The 16,312-nt window shown below is 64.1% G+C and carries 11 protein-coding genes and 1 tRNA gene; all 12 read left to right on the top strand.

Annotated elements, in window-relative coordinates; translation table 11 throughout:
• The first annotated feature begins 197 nt into the window (after nt 1-197).
• The 12 genes from ROR02_RS13245 (at nt 198) to fusA (ending at nt 16,290) form a co-directional block, all read left to right on the top strand.
• Nucleotides 198-273, top strand: a tRNA-Trp gene (locus ROR02_RS13245).
• A gap of 182 nt (nt 274-455) precedes the next feature.
• Nucleotides 456-605: a preprotein translocase subunit SecE gene (gene secE, locus ROR02_RS13240; RefSeq protein WP_218032817.1), complete on the top strand. Its 150-nt coding sequence runs from the start codon at nt 456-458 to the stop codon at nt 603-605.
• Nucleotides 606-609: 4 nt separating this feature from the next.
• Nucleotides 610-1,140 (top strand): transcription termination/antitermination protein NusG, encoded by a 531-nt coding sequence (nusG, locus tag ROR02_RS13235; RefSeq protein WP_147164519.1) that lies wholly within the window; start codon nt 610-612, stop codon nt 1,138-1,140.
• Nucleotides 1,141-1,313: 173 nt separating this feature from the next.
• Complete coding sequence (gene rplK / locus ROR02_RS13230) at nt 1,314-1,742, top strand: 50S ribosomal protein L11 (RefSeq protein WP_147164518.1); 429 nt, start codon at nt 1,314-1,316, stop codon at nt 1,740-1,742.
• A gap of 4 nt (nt 1,743-1,746) precedes the next feature.
• Nucleotides 1,747-2,448 carry a 50S ribosomal protein L1 gene (gene rplA / locus ROR02_RS13225; protein ID WP_147164517.1) on the top strand — a complete coding sequence of 234 codons (702 nt, stop codon included), beginning with the start codon at nt 1,747-1,749 and terminating at the stop codon, nt 2,446-2,448.
• A gap of 434 nt (nt 2,449-2,882) precedes the next feature.
• Entirely contained in the window at nt 2,883-3,401 is a 519-nt protein-coding gene (gene rplJ / locus ROR02_RS13220) for a 50S ribosomal protein L10 (RefSeq protein ID WP_147164516.1), read from the top strand.
• A 57-nt stretch (nt 3,402-3,458) separates the two neighbouring features.
• The gene (gene rplL, locus ROR02_RS13215) at nt 3,459-3,833 is read left to right on the top strand and encodes a 50S ribosomal protein L7/L12 (protein WP_147164515.1); all 375 of its coding nucleotides are present in this window, start codon (nt 3,459-3,461) and stop codon (nt 3,831-3,833) included.
• A 566-nt stretch (nt 3,834-4,399) separates the two neighbouring features.
• Nucleotides 4,400-8,581, top strand: a complete 4,182-nt coding sequence (gene rpoB, locus ROR02_RS13210) for a DNA-directed RNA polymerase subunit beta (protein WP_147164514.1) — start codon at nt 4,400-4,402, stop codon at nt 8,579-8,581.
• Between the two features lie 132 nt (nt 8,582-8,713).
• Nucleotides 8,714-12,928, top strand: coding sequence for a DNA-directed RNA polymerase subunit beta' (gene rpoC, locus ROR02_RS13205; RefSeq protein WP_147164513.1), 4,215 nt, complete (start codon nt 8,714-8,716; stop codon nt 12,926-12,928).
• Between the two features lie 389 nt (nt 12,929-13,317).
• A complete protein-coding gene (gene rpsL, locus ROR02_RS13200) occupies nt 13,318-13,689 on the top strand; it encodes a 30S ribosomal protein S12 (RefSeq protein WP_147164512.1) in 372 nt (123 codons plus the stop codon).
• Nucleotides 13,690-13,704: 15 nt separating this feature from the next.
• Nucleotides 13,705-14,175, top strand: coding sequence for a 30S ribosomal protein S7 (rpsG, locus tag ROR02_RS13195; protein WP_147164511.1), 471 nt, complete (start codon nt 13,705-13,707; stop codon nt 14,173-14,175).
• A gap of 36 nt (nt 14,176-14,211) precedes the next feature.
• Complete coding sequence (gene fusA, locus ROR02_RS13190; RefSeq protein ID WP_147164510.1) at nt 14,212-16,290, top strand: elongation factor G; 2,079 nt, start codon at nt 14,212-14,214, stop codon at nt 16,288-16,290.
• The last annotated feature ends 22 nt before the right edge of the window (nt 16,291-16,312 follow it).

Genomic DNA, 16,312 nt, shown 5'->3' with positions numbered 1-16,312 from the left:
GTGTTGAGTGTTCAAGACCCGGAGTAAAAAACGCTCCGGGTCTTGAAAAAAAGAGTTGATCGCTTCCGGCAAATCCGTTATTAACTGCCCTCCCCGGCAGGCTTGGTTTCGGGGAATGTCGGAAGTGAGAGTTCGCGGAAGGCACGTTGCCTTCCGGAGCGGGCAACCCGGGATCCGCCGGGTGTCTCGGCCGCTGGAGGGGTGTAGCTCAACTGGTAGAGCACCGGTCTCCAAAACCGGGGGTTACGGGTTCAAGTCCTGTCGCCCCTGCCACGGCCGCCTTTGTCCGCTGGGGTGTCTCCTTTCTTTCAGGGAGGCGGGCCCGGTTCAGTCCGACCCACTCGCAACCGTCGCCTTGGGATTTTGGTGTCCCGGGGATCGGCGGTTCGCCATTTCGGAACCGCAGGATGCCAAGGACGACTCCAGGCCAGTATATCCGTCAAGTTCGTCAGGAAATGGCCAAGGTTACTTGGCCGTCTCGCAAGGAGACGACGATCTCGACGACCATGGTTTTTGTCATGGTCTTCCTGGCGGCGCTGTTTTTCCTGTTTGTCGATTTTGTGCTGGCCGAAGGGGTTCAATTCATCTTTGGCCTGGGAGTGTGATCGCGTGGCCGCCCGCTGGTATGTGATTCACGTCTATTCCGGTTTCGAGAACAAGGTTGCCCAATCCATTCGGGAGCAGGCAATCCAGAAGGGCATGGAAGCCCTGATCGAGGAAGTCCTTGTTCCGTCGGAAGAGGTGGTTGAGGTCCGTCGCGGGGCCAAGGTCAACGCGGAGCGGAAATTCTTCCCCGGGTATGTCCTGGTCAAGATGGACCTGACCGACGAAACGTGGCACCTGGTCAAGAACACGGCCAAGGTGACCGGGTTCCTGGGGGGGCGCGGCCGTCCGTCGCCGATCACCGACAAGGAAGCCGAGCGCATCTTGCACCAGGTGCAAGAGGGCATCGATCGTCCCAAGCCGTCGATTTCGTTCGACGTGGGCGAGCAGGTGCGCGTGTGCGACGGACCGTTTACCAGCTTCAACGGTCTGGTCGAGGAAGTGGACGAGGAACGGGCCCGGCTCAAGGTGTCGGTGTCGATCTTCGGGCGCTCGACTCCCGTGGAACTGGAATACGCTCAGGTGGAAAAGATTTAAGGATGCGTCGGCACGCCGGAATCTCCGGCGGATGGGGCGCGTCGTTTTGGCCGCGAGGCCTGGGCCGGGGAGTCGTCTTCGGCCGGTTTGACGTGGGAGGTCGGCTCCGAAGTCCGGGAGCAGCCGCACCACGGCCCTTCGGGCATTCCTGAACTTCAAGGACCGAGGTTGTCATGGCAAAGAAAATTACGGGCTATGTCAAGTTGCAGATCCCGGCCGGCAAGGCGACGCCGTCGCCGCCGGTGGGTCCCGCGCTTGGTCAGCGTGGCCTGAACATCATGGAATTCGTGAAGGCGTTCAACGCGGCCACCCAGCAGATGGAGCCGGGCACGCCGACGCCGGTGGTGATCACCGCCTACGCCGATCGCACGTTCACCTTCATCACCAAGACGCCGCCCATGTCGTACTACCTGAAGAAGGCCGCCGGTCTTCCCAAGGGCTCGACGACGCCGGGCAAGGGCACGGTGGGAACCGTGACCATGGCGCAGGTGCGCGAGATTGCCGAAAAGAAGATGCCGGACCTGAACTCGCCGACCGTTGAGTCCGCGATGCAGATGGTCATCGGCTCGGCGCGCTCGATGGGTTTGAAGGTGGAGGGCTGAGGCGATGGCGAAGCTTGGCAAGCGACTGAAGAAGGCCACCGAGGGCGTCGATCCGCTGGTGCAGTACGACCTGGTTCAGGCCGTTTCGATGGTGAAGGCGCGGGCGACCGCGAAGTTTGACGAAACCATCGAGATCGCCCTGGCCCTGGGCGTGGATCCCCGTCACGCCGACCAGATGGTCCGTGGCGTGGTGGGTCTGCCGCACGGCACCGGCAAGACGGTGCGCGTGGCCGTGTTCGCCAAGGGCGACAAGGCCGAGGAAGCCAAGGCCGCCGGGGCCGACGTGGTGGGCGCCGATGATCTGGCTGCTTCCATCCAGGGCGGCACCATTGATTTCGACCGCTGCATCGCGACGCCCGACATGATGGGCGTGGTGGGCCGGCTGGGCAAGGTGCTGGGTCCGCGCGGCCTGATGCCGAACCCGAAGCTGGGCACGGTGACCAACGACGTGGCCGGCGCGGTCAAGGCCGCCAAGGCCGGCCAGGTGCAGTTCCGCGTGGAAAAGGCGGGTCTGGTTCACGCGGGTGTCGGCCGCGCCTCGTTCGCCGAGGAACAGCTGCTGGACAACATCCGGGCCTTTGTCGACGCGATCATCAAGGCCAAGCCGTCGGGCGCCAAGGGCACCTACCTGAAGCGCGCCGCTCTCAGCTCGACCATGGGGCCGGGCGTGAAGCTGGCGGTGAACACGTTGCACACCGGCGCGTAACCGCGCCGTGCACACCGGCGCGTAACCGCGCCATGCACGGCGGCGCGTACTGCGCTGTCTTGTTTCCGGCGTGATCCGGCCGGATCCCCCAGGGGGTCGGGCCGGGGCGCCGGGGGCAGGTCCGCTAGGCCCCTGGGCCTGGGACTTGCCAGCCTGTCCAAGACCGCAGGTGTCTTCCTGGCATGCCAGGAAGGCTTGAAGGGGAGGCTCCCCGCCCGCGTAGACGGGAGACAGACCGCTGATCGCCGGCCCGGGCTTTGCCAGGATCGGTTGAAAAGGGGATCGACTTCCGGGGCAGGTTCACCCCCGGGCACGGATCGTTTTCTTCCCTTGGGAGGAGGGCGCGGCCAGCCCGGGATTCATGAGGGCAACCAGCCCGTGCCGGAGGCCTTGTCACCAAGGCCGTCGGGGCGGGTCAGGAAGCGGAGATCACCGTGAACCGGGAAGAAAAAAAGGAACTGATCGCGGAGCTCTCGTCCCTCTTTGCCAGCACGAGCACCTGCATCGTCACCCACTACAAGGGCATGACGGTGGCCGAGGTGGAGAAGCTGCGCAGGGAGATGCGGGCTGCCGGCGCATCGTTCCGTGTGACGAAGAACCGGATCACGCGCCTTGCCCTTGCGGATACGGCGTTTGAAGGCCTTGCCGACCTGTTCACCGGCCCGACCGCGATCGCGACTTCGTCCGATCCGGTGGCGGCCGCGAAGGTCTGCGTGGAGTTCGCCAAGAAGAACGACAAGCTCGTGATTCTGGGCGGAGCCATGCAGGGCAAGATGCTGGACGTGCAGGGAATCGATGCGCTGGCCAAGCTGCCGTCGCTCGACGAGCTGCGCGGCAAGCTGCTTGGCATGATCAACACCCCCGCCACCCGGATCGCGGGCGTCTTGCAGGCGCCGGCGGGTCAGTTGGCGCGGGTCTTCAACGCCTATGCCACCAAGGACGAGGCCGCCTGATCGCGGCCTACCCTTTTCAATCGGAAGTACGATCCTTATCTGTAGGAGCATGATAAAATGGCCGATCTCGCCAAGCTCGTGGAAGAGCTGTCCGCCCTGACGGTTCTCGAAGCGGCTGAACTGAGCAAGATGCTCGAAGAGAAGTGGGGCGTTTCCGCCGCCGCGCCGGTGGCCGTTGCCGCCGTTGCCGCCGCCGAGGCCGCTCCGGCCGAGGAAGAGAAGACCGAGTTCGACGTGATCCTTGAGAACGCCGGCGACAAGAAGATCAACGTGATCAAGGAAGTCCGCGCCATCACCGGCCTGGGCCTGAAGGAAGCCAAGGACTTGGTCGAAGGCGCTCCGAAGCCCGTGAAGGAAGGCGTGTCCAAGGACGACGCCGAGAAGATGAAGAAGCAGCTTGAGGAAGCCGGCGCCAAGGTGTCGGTGAAGTAAGTCTGTCTCCTTCGGGTGTCAGGCGCCGCAAGGCCGGACGGAAGGGAGCGCCCCAGGCGCGCCTTTCGTTCGGCCATGCGGCGTTCCTGATCGGTTAACTCGGTTTTTATCCGTCGGTTCGCGGGTTCGTCGGGGAAAAGGGAAAACCGGATTTCCCGACGGCGACAAGCCCGGCCAGGGGCCGATGGCAGGGGGATCGCCCTCCTTTGACCCGGATCGGGGCCCCTGGGCCCCGCGGGTCCGGGTCAAAGGAGGGCGCCAGCCTCTGGATGCCGCTGTCTTGGGCCGGCTCCCTGGAAGGGACGGCCTGGCGTCGGCGGGCGGTGTGTGGGATCCCCCGGCAAGTCGGGGGGCGGTGTCGCCCGAGGCGCAAGCGCCCCGGGGGGAGGGGGCCTCAAGGTGCCAGGCGGTGCCGGAGCCTTTCCTATTCTAGAGTTTATCGCATTTTTTGCCCGCGAAAAGCGAGATCCGGCGGGGAGAAGAGGCGAAAATATGGATCGCAAGGCTGAAGCCCGGGCTTCGCGATCCAGGCGGACCTGCGCGGCGCGTACAGTTAAGGAGCGGTAATGACCATGTCGTTGACCAGTCGGAAGCGCATTCGGAAGGACTTCGGCCGGATTCCGACCGTGGCTCCCATGCCAAACCTGATTGAAGTTCAGAAAAGCTCCTATGACCAGTTTCTCCAGATCGGGATTCCGGTTGACCAGCGTACCAATAGCGGTTTGCAGGAGGTTTTCAAGTCCGTCTTTCCCATCAAGGACTTCTCGGGCAAGGGCGAACTGGAGTTCGTTTCCTACGAGCTGGAAGAACCGAAGTACGACGTGGATGAATGCCAGCAGCGCGGCATGACCTTTGCCGCGCCCTTGAAGGTGACCTTGCGCCTTCTCGTGTGGGACGTGGACGAGGAAACCGGCTCGCGCTCGATCCGCGACATCAAGGAGCAGGACGTCTACATGGGCGACATGCCCTTGATGACGTCGAACGGCACCTTCATCATCAACGGCACCGAGCGCGTCATCGTCTCGCAGATGCACCGGTCGCCGGGCGTGTTCTTCGACCACGACAAGGGCAAGACCCATTCGTCGGGCAAGTTCCTGTACGCGGCGCGGGTCATTCCCTATCGCGGCTCGTGGCTGGACTTCGAGTTCGACGCCAAGGATCTGGTGTATGTCCGCATCGACCGGCGCCGCAAGCTGCCGGTGACGACCCTGCTGTACGCCCTGGAAGGCGCCCAGACCCAGGCCCTGCGCGACGAGCGCGCGGCGGAGGGGCGTTCGGTGGATTCGGCCGAGATCGCCGGCATGACCTCGGAAGAAATCCTGGATTTCTTCTACCAGAAGCTCATCTTCAACCGCGATGACATGGGCTGGAAGGTCGAGTTCACGCCCGAACGCCTGCGCGGCGTCAAGCTCACCTACGATCTGATCGACGCCCGCACCGGCGAGGTCAAGCTGGAAGCCGGCACCAAGGTCACGGCCCGGGCCGCCCGCAAGCTGGCGGAAGACGGCATGACCGAGATGCGCGTGTTCACCGAGGAACTGGTGGGCCGCTACGCCGCCGAGGACATGATCAACGAGGAAACCGGCGAGATCTACGCCGAGGCCGGCGACGAGCTGACCGAGGCCATGCTGGGCGAGATGGAGCGCGCCGGCTTCACCGAGCTGCGCGTGCTGCACATCGACCACCAGAACGTGGGCCCGTACATCCGCAATACCTTGATGGTCGACAAGAATACCTCGCGCGAAGAGGCGTTGATCGACATCTACCGGGTGATGCGCCCGGGCGAGCCCCCCACCTTGGAAACCGCCGAGGCCCTGTTCAAGGGGCTGTTCTTCGACTCCGAGCGTTATGATCTTTCGGCGGTGGGCCGCGTGAAGATGAACGCCCGCCTGGACTTCACCTTGCAAGACGTGCCCGATACCCAGCGGGTGCTGCGCAAGGACGATATCTTGCACATCATCCGGGTTTTGGTGGAGCTGAAGGACGGCCGGGGCGAAATCGACGACATCGACCACCTGGGCAACCGCCGGGTGCGCTCGGTCGGCGAACTGATGGAAAACCAGTACCGGGTTGGCCTGCTGCGCATGGAGCGCGCGATTCGCGAGCGCATGAGCAGCGTGGACATCGACACGGTGATGCCCCACGACCTGATCAACGCCAAGCCGGCGGCGGCGGCCGTGCGCGAGTTCTTTGGCTCGTCGCAGCTGTCGCAGTTCATGGACCAGACCAACCCGCTGTCGGAAATCACCCACAAGCGGCGCTTGTCGGCGCTTGGCCCCGGTGGTCTGACCCGCGAGCGCGCCGGCTTCGAGGTGCGCGACGTGCACCCGACCCACTACGGCCGCATCTGCCCGATTGAAACGCCGGAAGGGCCGAACATTGGTCTGATCAACTCGCTGGCCACCTACGCCCGCGTCAATCAGTACGGCTTCATCGAGGCCCCCTACCGCAAGGTGGTGGACGGGGTGGTGACCGACGAGGTCATCTACATGTCGGCGATGGAGGAAGGCCGCTACACGGTGGCCCAGGCCAACGCGCCGCTGACCCCCGAGAACCGCTTCATCGAGGATCTGGTGTCGTGCCGCCGCGCCGGTGACTACGAGATCGTGCCGCCGGGCGACATTGATTTCATCGACGTGTCGCCCAAGCAGCTGGTTTCGGTGGCCGCGGCGCTGATTCCCTTCCTGGAAAACGACGACGCCAACCGCGCGCTGATGGGCTCGAACATGCAGCGTCAGGCGGTGCCCCTGGTCCGCGCCGAGGCCCCTTACGTGGGCACGGGCATGGAACCGGCGGTGGCGCGCGATTCGGGGGCCACGATTTCGGCCCGACGCGGCGGCGTGGTCCAGCAGGTGGACGCGACCCGCATCGTGATCCGGGCCACCGAGCAGTTGCGCGCGGCCGAATCGGGCGTTGATATTTACCGGTTGCAGAAGTTCCAGCGCTCCAACCAGAACACCTGTATCAACCAGCGTCCGCTGGTGAAGGTGGGCGAGGAAGTGCGCAAGGGCGACATCCTGGCCGACGGACCGTCGACCGAGATGGGCGAGCTGGCGCTGGGGCGCAACGTGCTGGTCGCGTTCATGCCCTGGAACGGCTACAACTTCGAGGACTCGATCCTGATTTCCGAGCGCATCGTGCGCGATGACGTGTTCACCTCGATCCACATCGAGGAGTTCGAGGTCATGGCCCGCGATACCAAGCTGGGCCAGGAGGAAATCACCCGCGACATTCCGAACGTGGGCGAGGAAGCGCTGAAGAACCTGGACGAGGCCGGCATTGTCTACATCGGCGCCGATGTCCAGGCCGGCGACATCCTGGTGGGCAAGGTGACGCCCAAGGGCGAAAGCCCGATGACCCCGGAAGAAAAGCTGCTGCGCGCCATCTTCGGCGAAAAGGCCTCGGACGTGCGCGACACGTCCTTGCGCATTCCGCCCGGGGTGACCGGCACCGTGGTCGAGGTGCGGGTGTTCAACCGGCGCGGCGTCGAGAAGGACGAGCGCGCGATGGCGATCGAGCGCCAGGAAATCGAAAGCCTGGCCAAGGACCGCGACGACGAACGCGCCATCTTGGAAGGCAGCTTCGCGCGCCGGCTCAAGGGCCTTTTGATGGGCCAGAAGGTGGTGGGCGGCCCGCGCGGCATGGCCACCGGCGGCGTGGTGACCGAGGAACTGCTGGCCGGCTTCACGGCGGCCCAGTGGCGCCAGATCGCGGTCGAGGACGACACGGCGGCCACCGCGATCGAAACCCTGAAGCGGGCCTACGAGGAATCGATCGGCAAGATCCAGGAGCGCTTCGAGAACAAGGTTGAAAAGCTCCAGCGCGGCGACGAACTGCCGCCGGGCGTCTTGAAGATGGTCAAGGTGTTCGTCGCGGTGAAGCGCAAGCTGCAGCCGGGCGACAAGATGGCCGGCCGTCACGGCAACAAGGGTGTGATTTCCAAGATCAATCCGATCGAGGACATGCCCTACCTGGAAGACGGCACCTACGTGGACATCGTGCTCAACCCGCTGGGCGTGCCGTCGCGCATGAACGTGGGTCAGATCCTGGAAACCCACCTGGGATGGGCCTGTCGTGGGCTGGGGGCGCAGATCAAGGAACTGCTCGACGGTGTCAGGCGCGAGGAAACGCCGGTGAGCGCCCTGCGCGACCGTCTGGAAGACATCTACGGTCCGCGCCACACCGAGGAAGATCTGTCCGCGATGTCGGACGATCAGGTCTGCGAACTGGCCTGGAACCTGCGCAACGGCGTGCCCATTGCCTCGCCGGTGTTCGACGGGGCGCGCGAAAGCGACATCTGCGACATGCTGCGCAAGGCGGGGCTGGATACGTCGGGGCAGGTCACCTTGCGCGATGGCCGTACCGGCGAGCCGTTCGACCGCAAGGTGACGGTGGGCTACATCTACATGCTGAAGCTCCACCACCTGGTTGACGACAAGATCCACGCCCGGTCCATTGGTCCCTACTCGCTGGTGACGCAGCAGCCGTTGGGCGGCAAGGCCCAGTTCGGTGGCCAGCGCTTCGGCGAAATGGAGGTGTGGGCCCTGGAAGCCTATGGCGCGGCGTACACGCTGCAGGAAATGCTGACGGTGAAGTCGGACGACGTGTCCGGACGCACCAAGGTTTACGAGGCGATCGTCAAGGGCGACGATACCTTCGAGGCCGGCATTCCCGAGAGCTTCAACGTGTTGGTCAAGGAAATGCGCTCGCTGGGTCTGGACGTCGAGCTGGGCCAGAGCAGCTATTAAGAGGACCGCTTCCCGGCCCGGATCCCGTCGCACAGGCGGGATGCCCGGGGCGGGGCGCGTCGGCACCGAATGGGGCGCGGGTCCTGTTTTTAACGCACCGCGCCCGCCGCGAACAGGCGGGAGAAGGCAGGCATGAACGAACTTACCAAGATCTTTGGTCAGGTCTCCGGCACCCAGTCGTTTGACCAGATCAAGATTTCCATTGCCAGCCCGGAGAAGATCCGGTCTTGGTCCTTTGGCGAAATCAAGAAGCCGGAGACCATCAACTACCGGACCTTCAAGCCGGAACGGGATGGCCTGTTCTGCGCGCGGATCTTCGGGCCGATCAAGGATTACGAATGCTTGTGCGGCAAGTACAAGCGCATGAAGTATCGCGGAATCATCTGCGAAAAGTGCGGCGTCGAGGTCACCTTGTCGAAGGTGCGCCGCGAACGCATGGGCCATATCGAACTGGCCGCGCCGGTCGCGCACATCTGGTTCATGAAGTCGCTGCCCAGCCGCGTGGGCCTGCTCATTGACATGACGCTCAAGGACCTTGAGCGCGTGCTGTACTTCGAGAATTACGTGGTGGTCGAGCCGGGCCTGACGCCGCTCAAGCTCCACGAAATGCTGACCGAGGAGCAGTTCCAGCGCGCCCAGGAAGAATACGGCCAGGACAGCTTCACGGCGGGCATCGGCGCCGAGGCCATCCGCGACATGCTGATGGCCATCGACCTGGAGACCCTCAAGGAAGAGATGAAAACCGAGCTGCGCGAAACCAGCTCGGAGGCCAAGCGCAAGAAGCTGGTCAAGCGTCTGAAGATCGTCGACGCCTTCCTTGAATCCGGCTGCCGGCCCGAATGGATGATCCTGGAAGTGATTCCGGTCATCCCGCCCGAGCTGCGCCCGCTGGTGCCCCTGGATGGCGGCCGTTTCGCGACCTCGGACCTCAACGACCTGTACCGGCGCGTCATCAACCGCAACAACCGCCTCAAGCGCCTGATCGAGCTGCGCGCGCCCGACATCATCATCCGCAACGAAAAGCGCATGCTGCAAGAGTCGGTCGACGCCTTGTTCGACAACGGCCGGCGCGGGCGCGCGATCACGGGCGCCAACAAGCGTCCGCTCAAGTCGCTTTCCGACATGCTCAAGGGCAAGCAGGGCCGCTTCCGTCAGAACCTGCTGGGCAAGCGCGTCGACTACTCGGGCCGTTCGGTCATCGTGGTGGGTCCGGAACTGAAGCTGCACCAGTGCGGCCTGCCCAAGAAGATGGCCCTGGAGCTGTTCAAGCCCTTCGTGTACTCGAAGCTGGAGCAGTACCACTTCGCGACCACCATCAAGGCCGCCAAGCGGATGGTGGAAAAGGAACGTCCCGAGGTGTGGGACATCCTGGAAGAGGTCATCCGCGAACACCCGGTGATGCTGAACCGCGCGCCGACGCTGCACCGCCTGGGCATCCAGGCGTTCGAGCCGGTGCTGATCGAAGGCAAGGCCATCCAGCTGCACCCGCTGGTGTGCACCGCCTTCAACGCGGACTTCGACGGCGACCAGATGGCCGTGCACGTGCCCCTTTCGCTGGAAGCCCAGCTGGAAGCGCGCGTGCTGATGATGTCGACCAACAACATCCTGTCGCCCGCCAACGGCAAGCCGATCATCGTGCCGACCCAGGACATCGTGCTGGGGCTTTACTACCTGACCTTGGAGCGCGAGGGCGAACCGGGCGAAGGCATGTGCTTTGGCTCGATGGCCGAGATCGAGCATGCCTTGTTCTCGAAGAAGGCCAGCTTGCAAGCCAGGGTGCGCGCGCGGCTGCACACCGTGGACGAAAACGGCGATCCGGTCACGCGCACGGTCCAGACCACGCCCGGACGCATGCTTCTGGCCCAGCTTCTGCCCAAGCACAAGGCGCTGCCGTTCGCGCTGATCAACCGTCTGCTGCGCAAGAAGGACGTCACCGACGTTATCGACTCGGTGTACCGTCACTGCGGCCAGAAGGAGACGGTGATCTTCTGCGACCGCATCATGGCCCTGGGCTATGCCCACGCGGCGCGGGCGGGCATCTCGTTTGGCAAGGACGACCTGGTGATCCCGGCCACCAAGGCCGACCTGGTGGCCAAGACCGAAGCCGAGGTCAAGGAGTTCGAGCAGCAGTACCAGGACGGCCTGATCACCCAGGGTGAAAAGTACAACAAGGTGATCGACGCCTGGTCGCACTGCACCGACCTGGTGGCCGACGAGATGATGAAGGAGATCGCCAAGATCGAGCCGGGTCGTCCGGTGAACTCGGTCTACATGATGGCGCACTCCGGGGCGCGTGGCTCGGCGGCGCAGATGAAGCAGCTGGCCGGCATGCGCGGCCTGATGGCCAAGCCGTCGGGCGAAATCATCGAAACGCCGATCGTGTCGAACTTCAAGGAAGGCCTGACCGTGCTGGAGTACTTCAACTCCACCCACGGCGCGCGCAAGGGCCTGGCCGACACGGCGTTGAAGACCGCGAACTCGGGGTACCTGACGCGCCGTCTGGTCGACGTGGCCCAGGACGCCATCATCGTCATGGACGACTGCGGCACCACCCGGGGCATCACCGCCATGCCGGTGGTCGAGGGCGGCCAGATCATTGCCTCGCTGGGCGAGCGGGTTCTGGGACGCACGGCGGCCGAGGACGTGAAGGGCGCCGACGGCACCTTGATCGTGCCCAACAACAAGATCATCGACGAACGCGACGTCGAGGCCCTGGAAAAGGCGGGCATCGAGCAGGTGCGCATCCGCTCGGTGCTGACCTGCGACGCCGATGGCGGCATCTGCGGCAAGTGCTATGGCCGCGACCTGGCGCGTGGCACGCCGGTGAACATCGGCGAGGCGGTGGGCGTGATCGCGGCTCAGTCGATCGGCGAGCCGGGCACGCAGCTGACCATGCGCACCTTCCACATCGGCGGCGCGGCGCAAAGGGGCGCCGAGCAGTCCAGCGTGGAAGCGGCCTTCGACGGGCGCATCGTGATGACCAACCGCTCGGTGGTGGCCAACTCGGAAGGCGTTCTGATCGTCATGGCCCGCAACTGCGAGCTGGCGATCACCGACGACGCCGGCCGCGAAAAGGCCCGCTACCGGGTGCCTTACGGCTCGCGCCTGCTGACCGACCACGGTCAGGACGTGACCAAGGGGACCAAGCTCGCCGAATGGGATCCGTACACGGTGCCGATCATCACCGAACGCGCCGGTATTGCCCGCTATGTCGACCTGGTCGAAGGCGTGTCGGTGCGCGAAGTGACCGACGAAGCCACGGGCATCGCATCGCGCGTGGTGGTGGAGTGGAAGAACCAGCCCAAGGGGTCGGATCTGAAGCCGCGCATCACCTTGCACACCGAATCGGGCGAGGCGGTGCTGGGGACCAACGGCCTGGAAGCGCGCTACTTCATGAGCGTGGACGCCATCTTGTCGGTGGAAAACGGCCAGAAGGTGAACGCGGGCGACGTGCTGGCGCGTATTCCGCGCGAAGGCTCGAAGACGCGTGACATCACCGGCGGTCTGCCGCGCGTGGCCGAACTGTTCGAGGCGCGCAAGCCCAAGGACCACGCGATCATTTCCGAAATCGATGGCCGGGTGGAGTTTGGCAAGGACTACAAGAACAAGCGCCGCTTGCTGGTGGTGCCCGAGGATGGCGACGGCGATCCGGTCGAATACCTGCTGCCCAAGGGCAAGCACCTGACGATTCAGGAAGGGGACTTCGTGCGCAAGGGCGATCCCCTGATGGATGGCAACCCGGTGCCGCACGACATCCTTCGGGTGATGGGCGTCGAGGCGCTGGCCAACTACCTGATCAAGGAAATCCAGGACGTTTATCGTCTGCAAGGCGTGAAGATCAACGACAAGCATATCGAGGTGATCGCGCGCCAGATGCTGCAGAAGGTCGAGATCACCGAGCCCGGCGATACCACCCTCCTGGTGGGCGAACTGGTCGACCGGATCGACTTCCAGGCCGAGAACGAAAAGACCCTGCGTGAAAACGGGCGGCCGGCGTCGGCGATCCCGGTGTTGCAGGGCATCACGAAGGCGTCGTTGCAGACGCACTCGTTCATCTCGGCGGCGTCGTTCCAGGAAACGACTCGGGTGCTGACGGAAGCGGCGGTGTCGGGCAAGAAGGACGACCTGGCCGGCTTGAAGGAAAACGTGATCGTCGGACGCCTGATTCCGGCGGGAACGGGAGCCTTGATGAACCGCCTGCGCGCGCTGGCGGCGCGCCGCGACCGCGAGGTCGAGGCGACTCGCACCGCCGAGGCGCCGATGCTGACCGCGGTGCCGGCCGATGTGGTGGATTTCCCGGGCGAGCCGGCGCCGGTGACGCCGACGGGCGACACGCAAACGCCCTGACCAAGGAAGAAGACCAGCGCGGGAAGGCCCAGGGGCGCCCGCGCCGGTCGAATTTCCAGGAGGAGATCTCCTCCTGGGGGAGCGGCCGAGGCTGCTTTTCGCTTGACGATCCGGGGGGGCATCCCTATGATGCCGCCTCTCTCGGTTGGCGGCGGTAGGGGGGATCCAAAGAATGGGTCGTTCCTAGACGCGCCAATTGAGCCTCGCTTCTGGCCGCTCGGCCGGTGTATGAGGCGGTTGGAAGACATCTGGCCTTTGGGCCGTTCTCCGGCAGCCGGCACAATCGCATCATTGCGACACTTCGCCGCTTGGGCGACGCGCCCGGCGTTTTGTCGTGATGGTCCAGTTCATGAAACGCGTACTTGGGTGGCCTTGAGAAGGGACGTTCGATGCCGACGATCAATCAGCTCATCCGCAAGCCTCGACAGGGGCAGGGAAAGCGCAACAAGGTGCCGGCGATGCAAGCCTGCCCTCAGAAGCGAGGGGTTTGCACGCGCGTGTACACCACGACTCCGAAGAAGCCGAACTCGGCCCTTCGTAAGGTCGCGCGCGTGCGGCTGACCAACGGTTTCGAGGTGACCAGCTACATCCCCGGTGAAGGCCACAACCTGCAGGAACACTCGGTGGTGATGATCCGAGGCGGCCGCGTGAAGGACCTTCCGGGTGTGCGCTACCACATCATCCGTGGCGTGCTGGATACCCAGGGTGTGAAGGACCGTCGTCAGCGCCGTTCCAAGTATGGCGCGAAGCGTCCCAAGTAAGAGATCGAGGAAGCCATGTCCCGTCGTCGCGCAGCCGAAAAGCGTGAAGTTTTGCCGGACGCCAAGTTCGGCGATATCGTCGTTGCCAAGTTCATCAACTCGGTCATGCTTGAAGGCAAGAAGGGCGTTGCCGAGAAGATCGTTTATGGGGCGTTCGATCGCATCCAGGCCAAGACCGGTCAGGATCCGTTGAAGGTTTTCCATGATGCCATCGATAACGTGAAGCCGGCCGTCGAGGTCCGCTCGCGTCGTGTTGGTGGCGCCACGTACCAGGTCCCCGTCGAGGTGCGGCCGGACCGGCGTCAGGCCCTGGCCCTGCGCTGGCTGATCGATTTTGCGCGCAAGCGTTCGGAAACGACCATGATCGACCGTTTGACCGGTGAGTTTCTGGATGCGTCATCAAACCGCGGTGGCGCGGTGAAGAAGCGTGAGGATACGCACCGCATGGCTGATGCCAACAAGGCGTTCAGTCACTACCGCTGGTAGTTTTCTCACGACATCCAGAATCAGAGAGTTGGCGGCATGAAACGCGACACCCCGCTTGAGCGCTATCGTAACATCGGCATCATGGCTCACATTGATGCCGGGAAGACGACGACCACCGAGCGCATCCTGTACTACACCGGCAAGTCCCATAAGATCGGCGAAGTCCACGACGGTGCCGCCACCATGGACTGGATGGAGCAAGAGCAGGAGCGCGGCATCACCATTACGTCGGCGGCGACCACGGCGTTTTGGAACAATCACCGTGTGAACATCATCGACACCCCGGGACACGTGGACTTCACCATTGAGGTGGAACGTTCCTTGCGTGTGCTCGACGGCGCGATCGCGGTGTTCGACTCGGTGGCGGGTGTCGAGCCGCAGTCGGAAACCGTGTGGCGGCAGGCGGACAAGTACCACGTGCCCCGCATGTGCTTCGTCAACAAGATGGACCGCATGGGCGCCAACTTCTTCCGCTGCGTCGACATGATCGTCGACCGGCTGGGCGCGCGTCCGCTGGTTCTGAGCCTGCCGATCGGTTCGGAAGCCGACTACGTGGGCGTGGTCGATCTGGTGAAGATGAAGGCCATCGTCTGGCGCGGCGATGATCTGGGCGCGTCGTTCGACGAGGTCGAGATCCCCGCCGAGCTGGCCGATCAGGCCGCCGAATACCGCGAAAAGCTGGTCGAAACCGCCGTCGAGTTCGACGACGCGGCGATGGAAGCGTACCTGGAAGGCAACGAGCCCGACGAGGCGACGCTGAAGGCCTGCATCCGCAAGGGCACCATCGCCATGAAGTTCGTGCCCGTGCTCAACGGGTCGGCCTTCAAGAACAAGGGCGTGCAGCCGATGCTGGACGCCGTGGTTGACTACCTGCCCTCGCCTTTGGACGTGCCCGCCATCCGTGGCGTGCTGCCCGAGACCGAGGAAGAAGTGCACCGCCACAGCTCGGACGACGAGCCGTTCTCGGCGCTGGCCTTCAAGATCATGAACGACCCGTTCGTGGGCTCGCTGACCTTCGCGCGCATTTACTCGGGCGTGCTGGAAAGCGGCTCCTACGTGATCAACACGGTGAAGAACAAGCGCGAGCGCATCGGCCGCATGCTGCTGATGCACGCCAATAACCGTGAAGAGATCAAGGCGGCGGGCGCGGGCGACATCGTGGCGCTGGTGGGTCTGAAGGACACCACGACCGGCGACACCTTGTGCGATCCGGTCAAGCCCGTGATCTTGGAGCGCATGGACTTCCCCGATCCCGTGATCGAGGTGGCCGTGGAGCCCAAGACCAAGAGCGACGTGGAAAAGATGGGCATGGCGCTGGCGCGCCTGGCCGCCGAGGATCCCTCGTTCCGCGTGTCGTCGGACCCCGAAAGCGGTCAGACGGTCATCAAGGGCATGGGCGAACTGCACCTCGAAATCATCGTCGACCGCATGCGTCGCGAGTTCAAGGTGGACTGCTCGGTCGGCGCCCCGCAGGTGGCCTACCGCGAAACGATTTCGAAGACCTACACCGTCGACTACACCCACAAGAAGCAGTCGGGCGGGTCGGGTCAGTACGCGAAGGTGTCGATCACGTTCGAACCGATGGAGCCGGGCTTCGGCTACAAGTTCGAAAGCAAGATCGTCGGTGGTTCCGTGCCCAAGGAATACATTCCGGGCGTGGAAAAGGGCCTGGCCTCGGCGCTCGACAATGGCGTGATCGCGGGCTTCCCCGTGACCGACATGAAGGCGACGCTGATCGACGGCGGCTACCACGACGTGGACTCCAGCGTGCTGGCGTTCGAAATCGCCGCCCGCGCCGCGTTCCGCGAGGGCCTGCCCAAGGCGGGGCCGAAGCTGCTGGAACCGATGATGCGTGTTGAGGTTGTCACGCCCGAGGAATACATGGGCGACATCATTGGCGACCTGAACAGCCGTCGCGGCAACGTGAGCGGCATGGATCAGCGCGGCAACGCGCGCGTTGTGCAAGCGACGGTGCCGCTGGCCAACATGTTTGGGTACGTCAACACGCTGCGCTCGATGTCGCAGGGGCGCGCCCAGTATACGATGCATTTTGACCACTACGCCGAAGTGCCGAACAACGTGGCCGAGGAAATTCGCGCCAAGATGGCGGGCTGATGCGGGCGACGGAGAGAAGAAA

It is taken from the genome of Pararhodospirillum oryzae (assembly GCF_007992075.1).
Lineage (GTDB): Bacteria > Pseudomonadota > Alphaproteobacteria > Rhodospirillales > Rhodospirillaceae > Pararhodospirillum > Pararhodospirillum oryzae.
The sequence above is the reverse complement of the archived record's forward strand: the minus strand, read 5'-3'. Positions and strand labels throughout refer to the sequence as shown.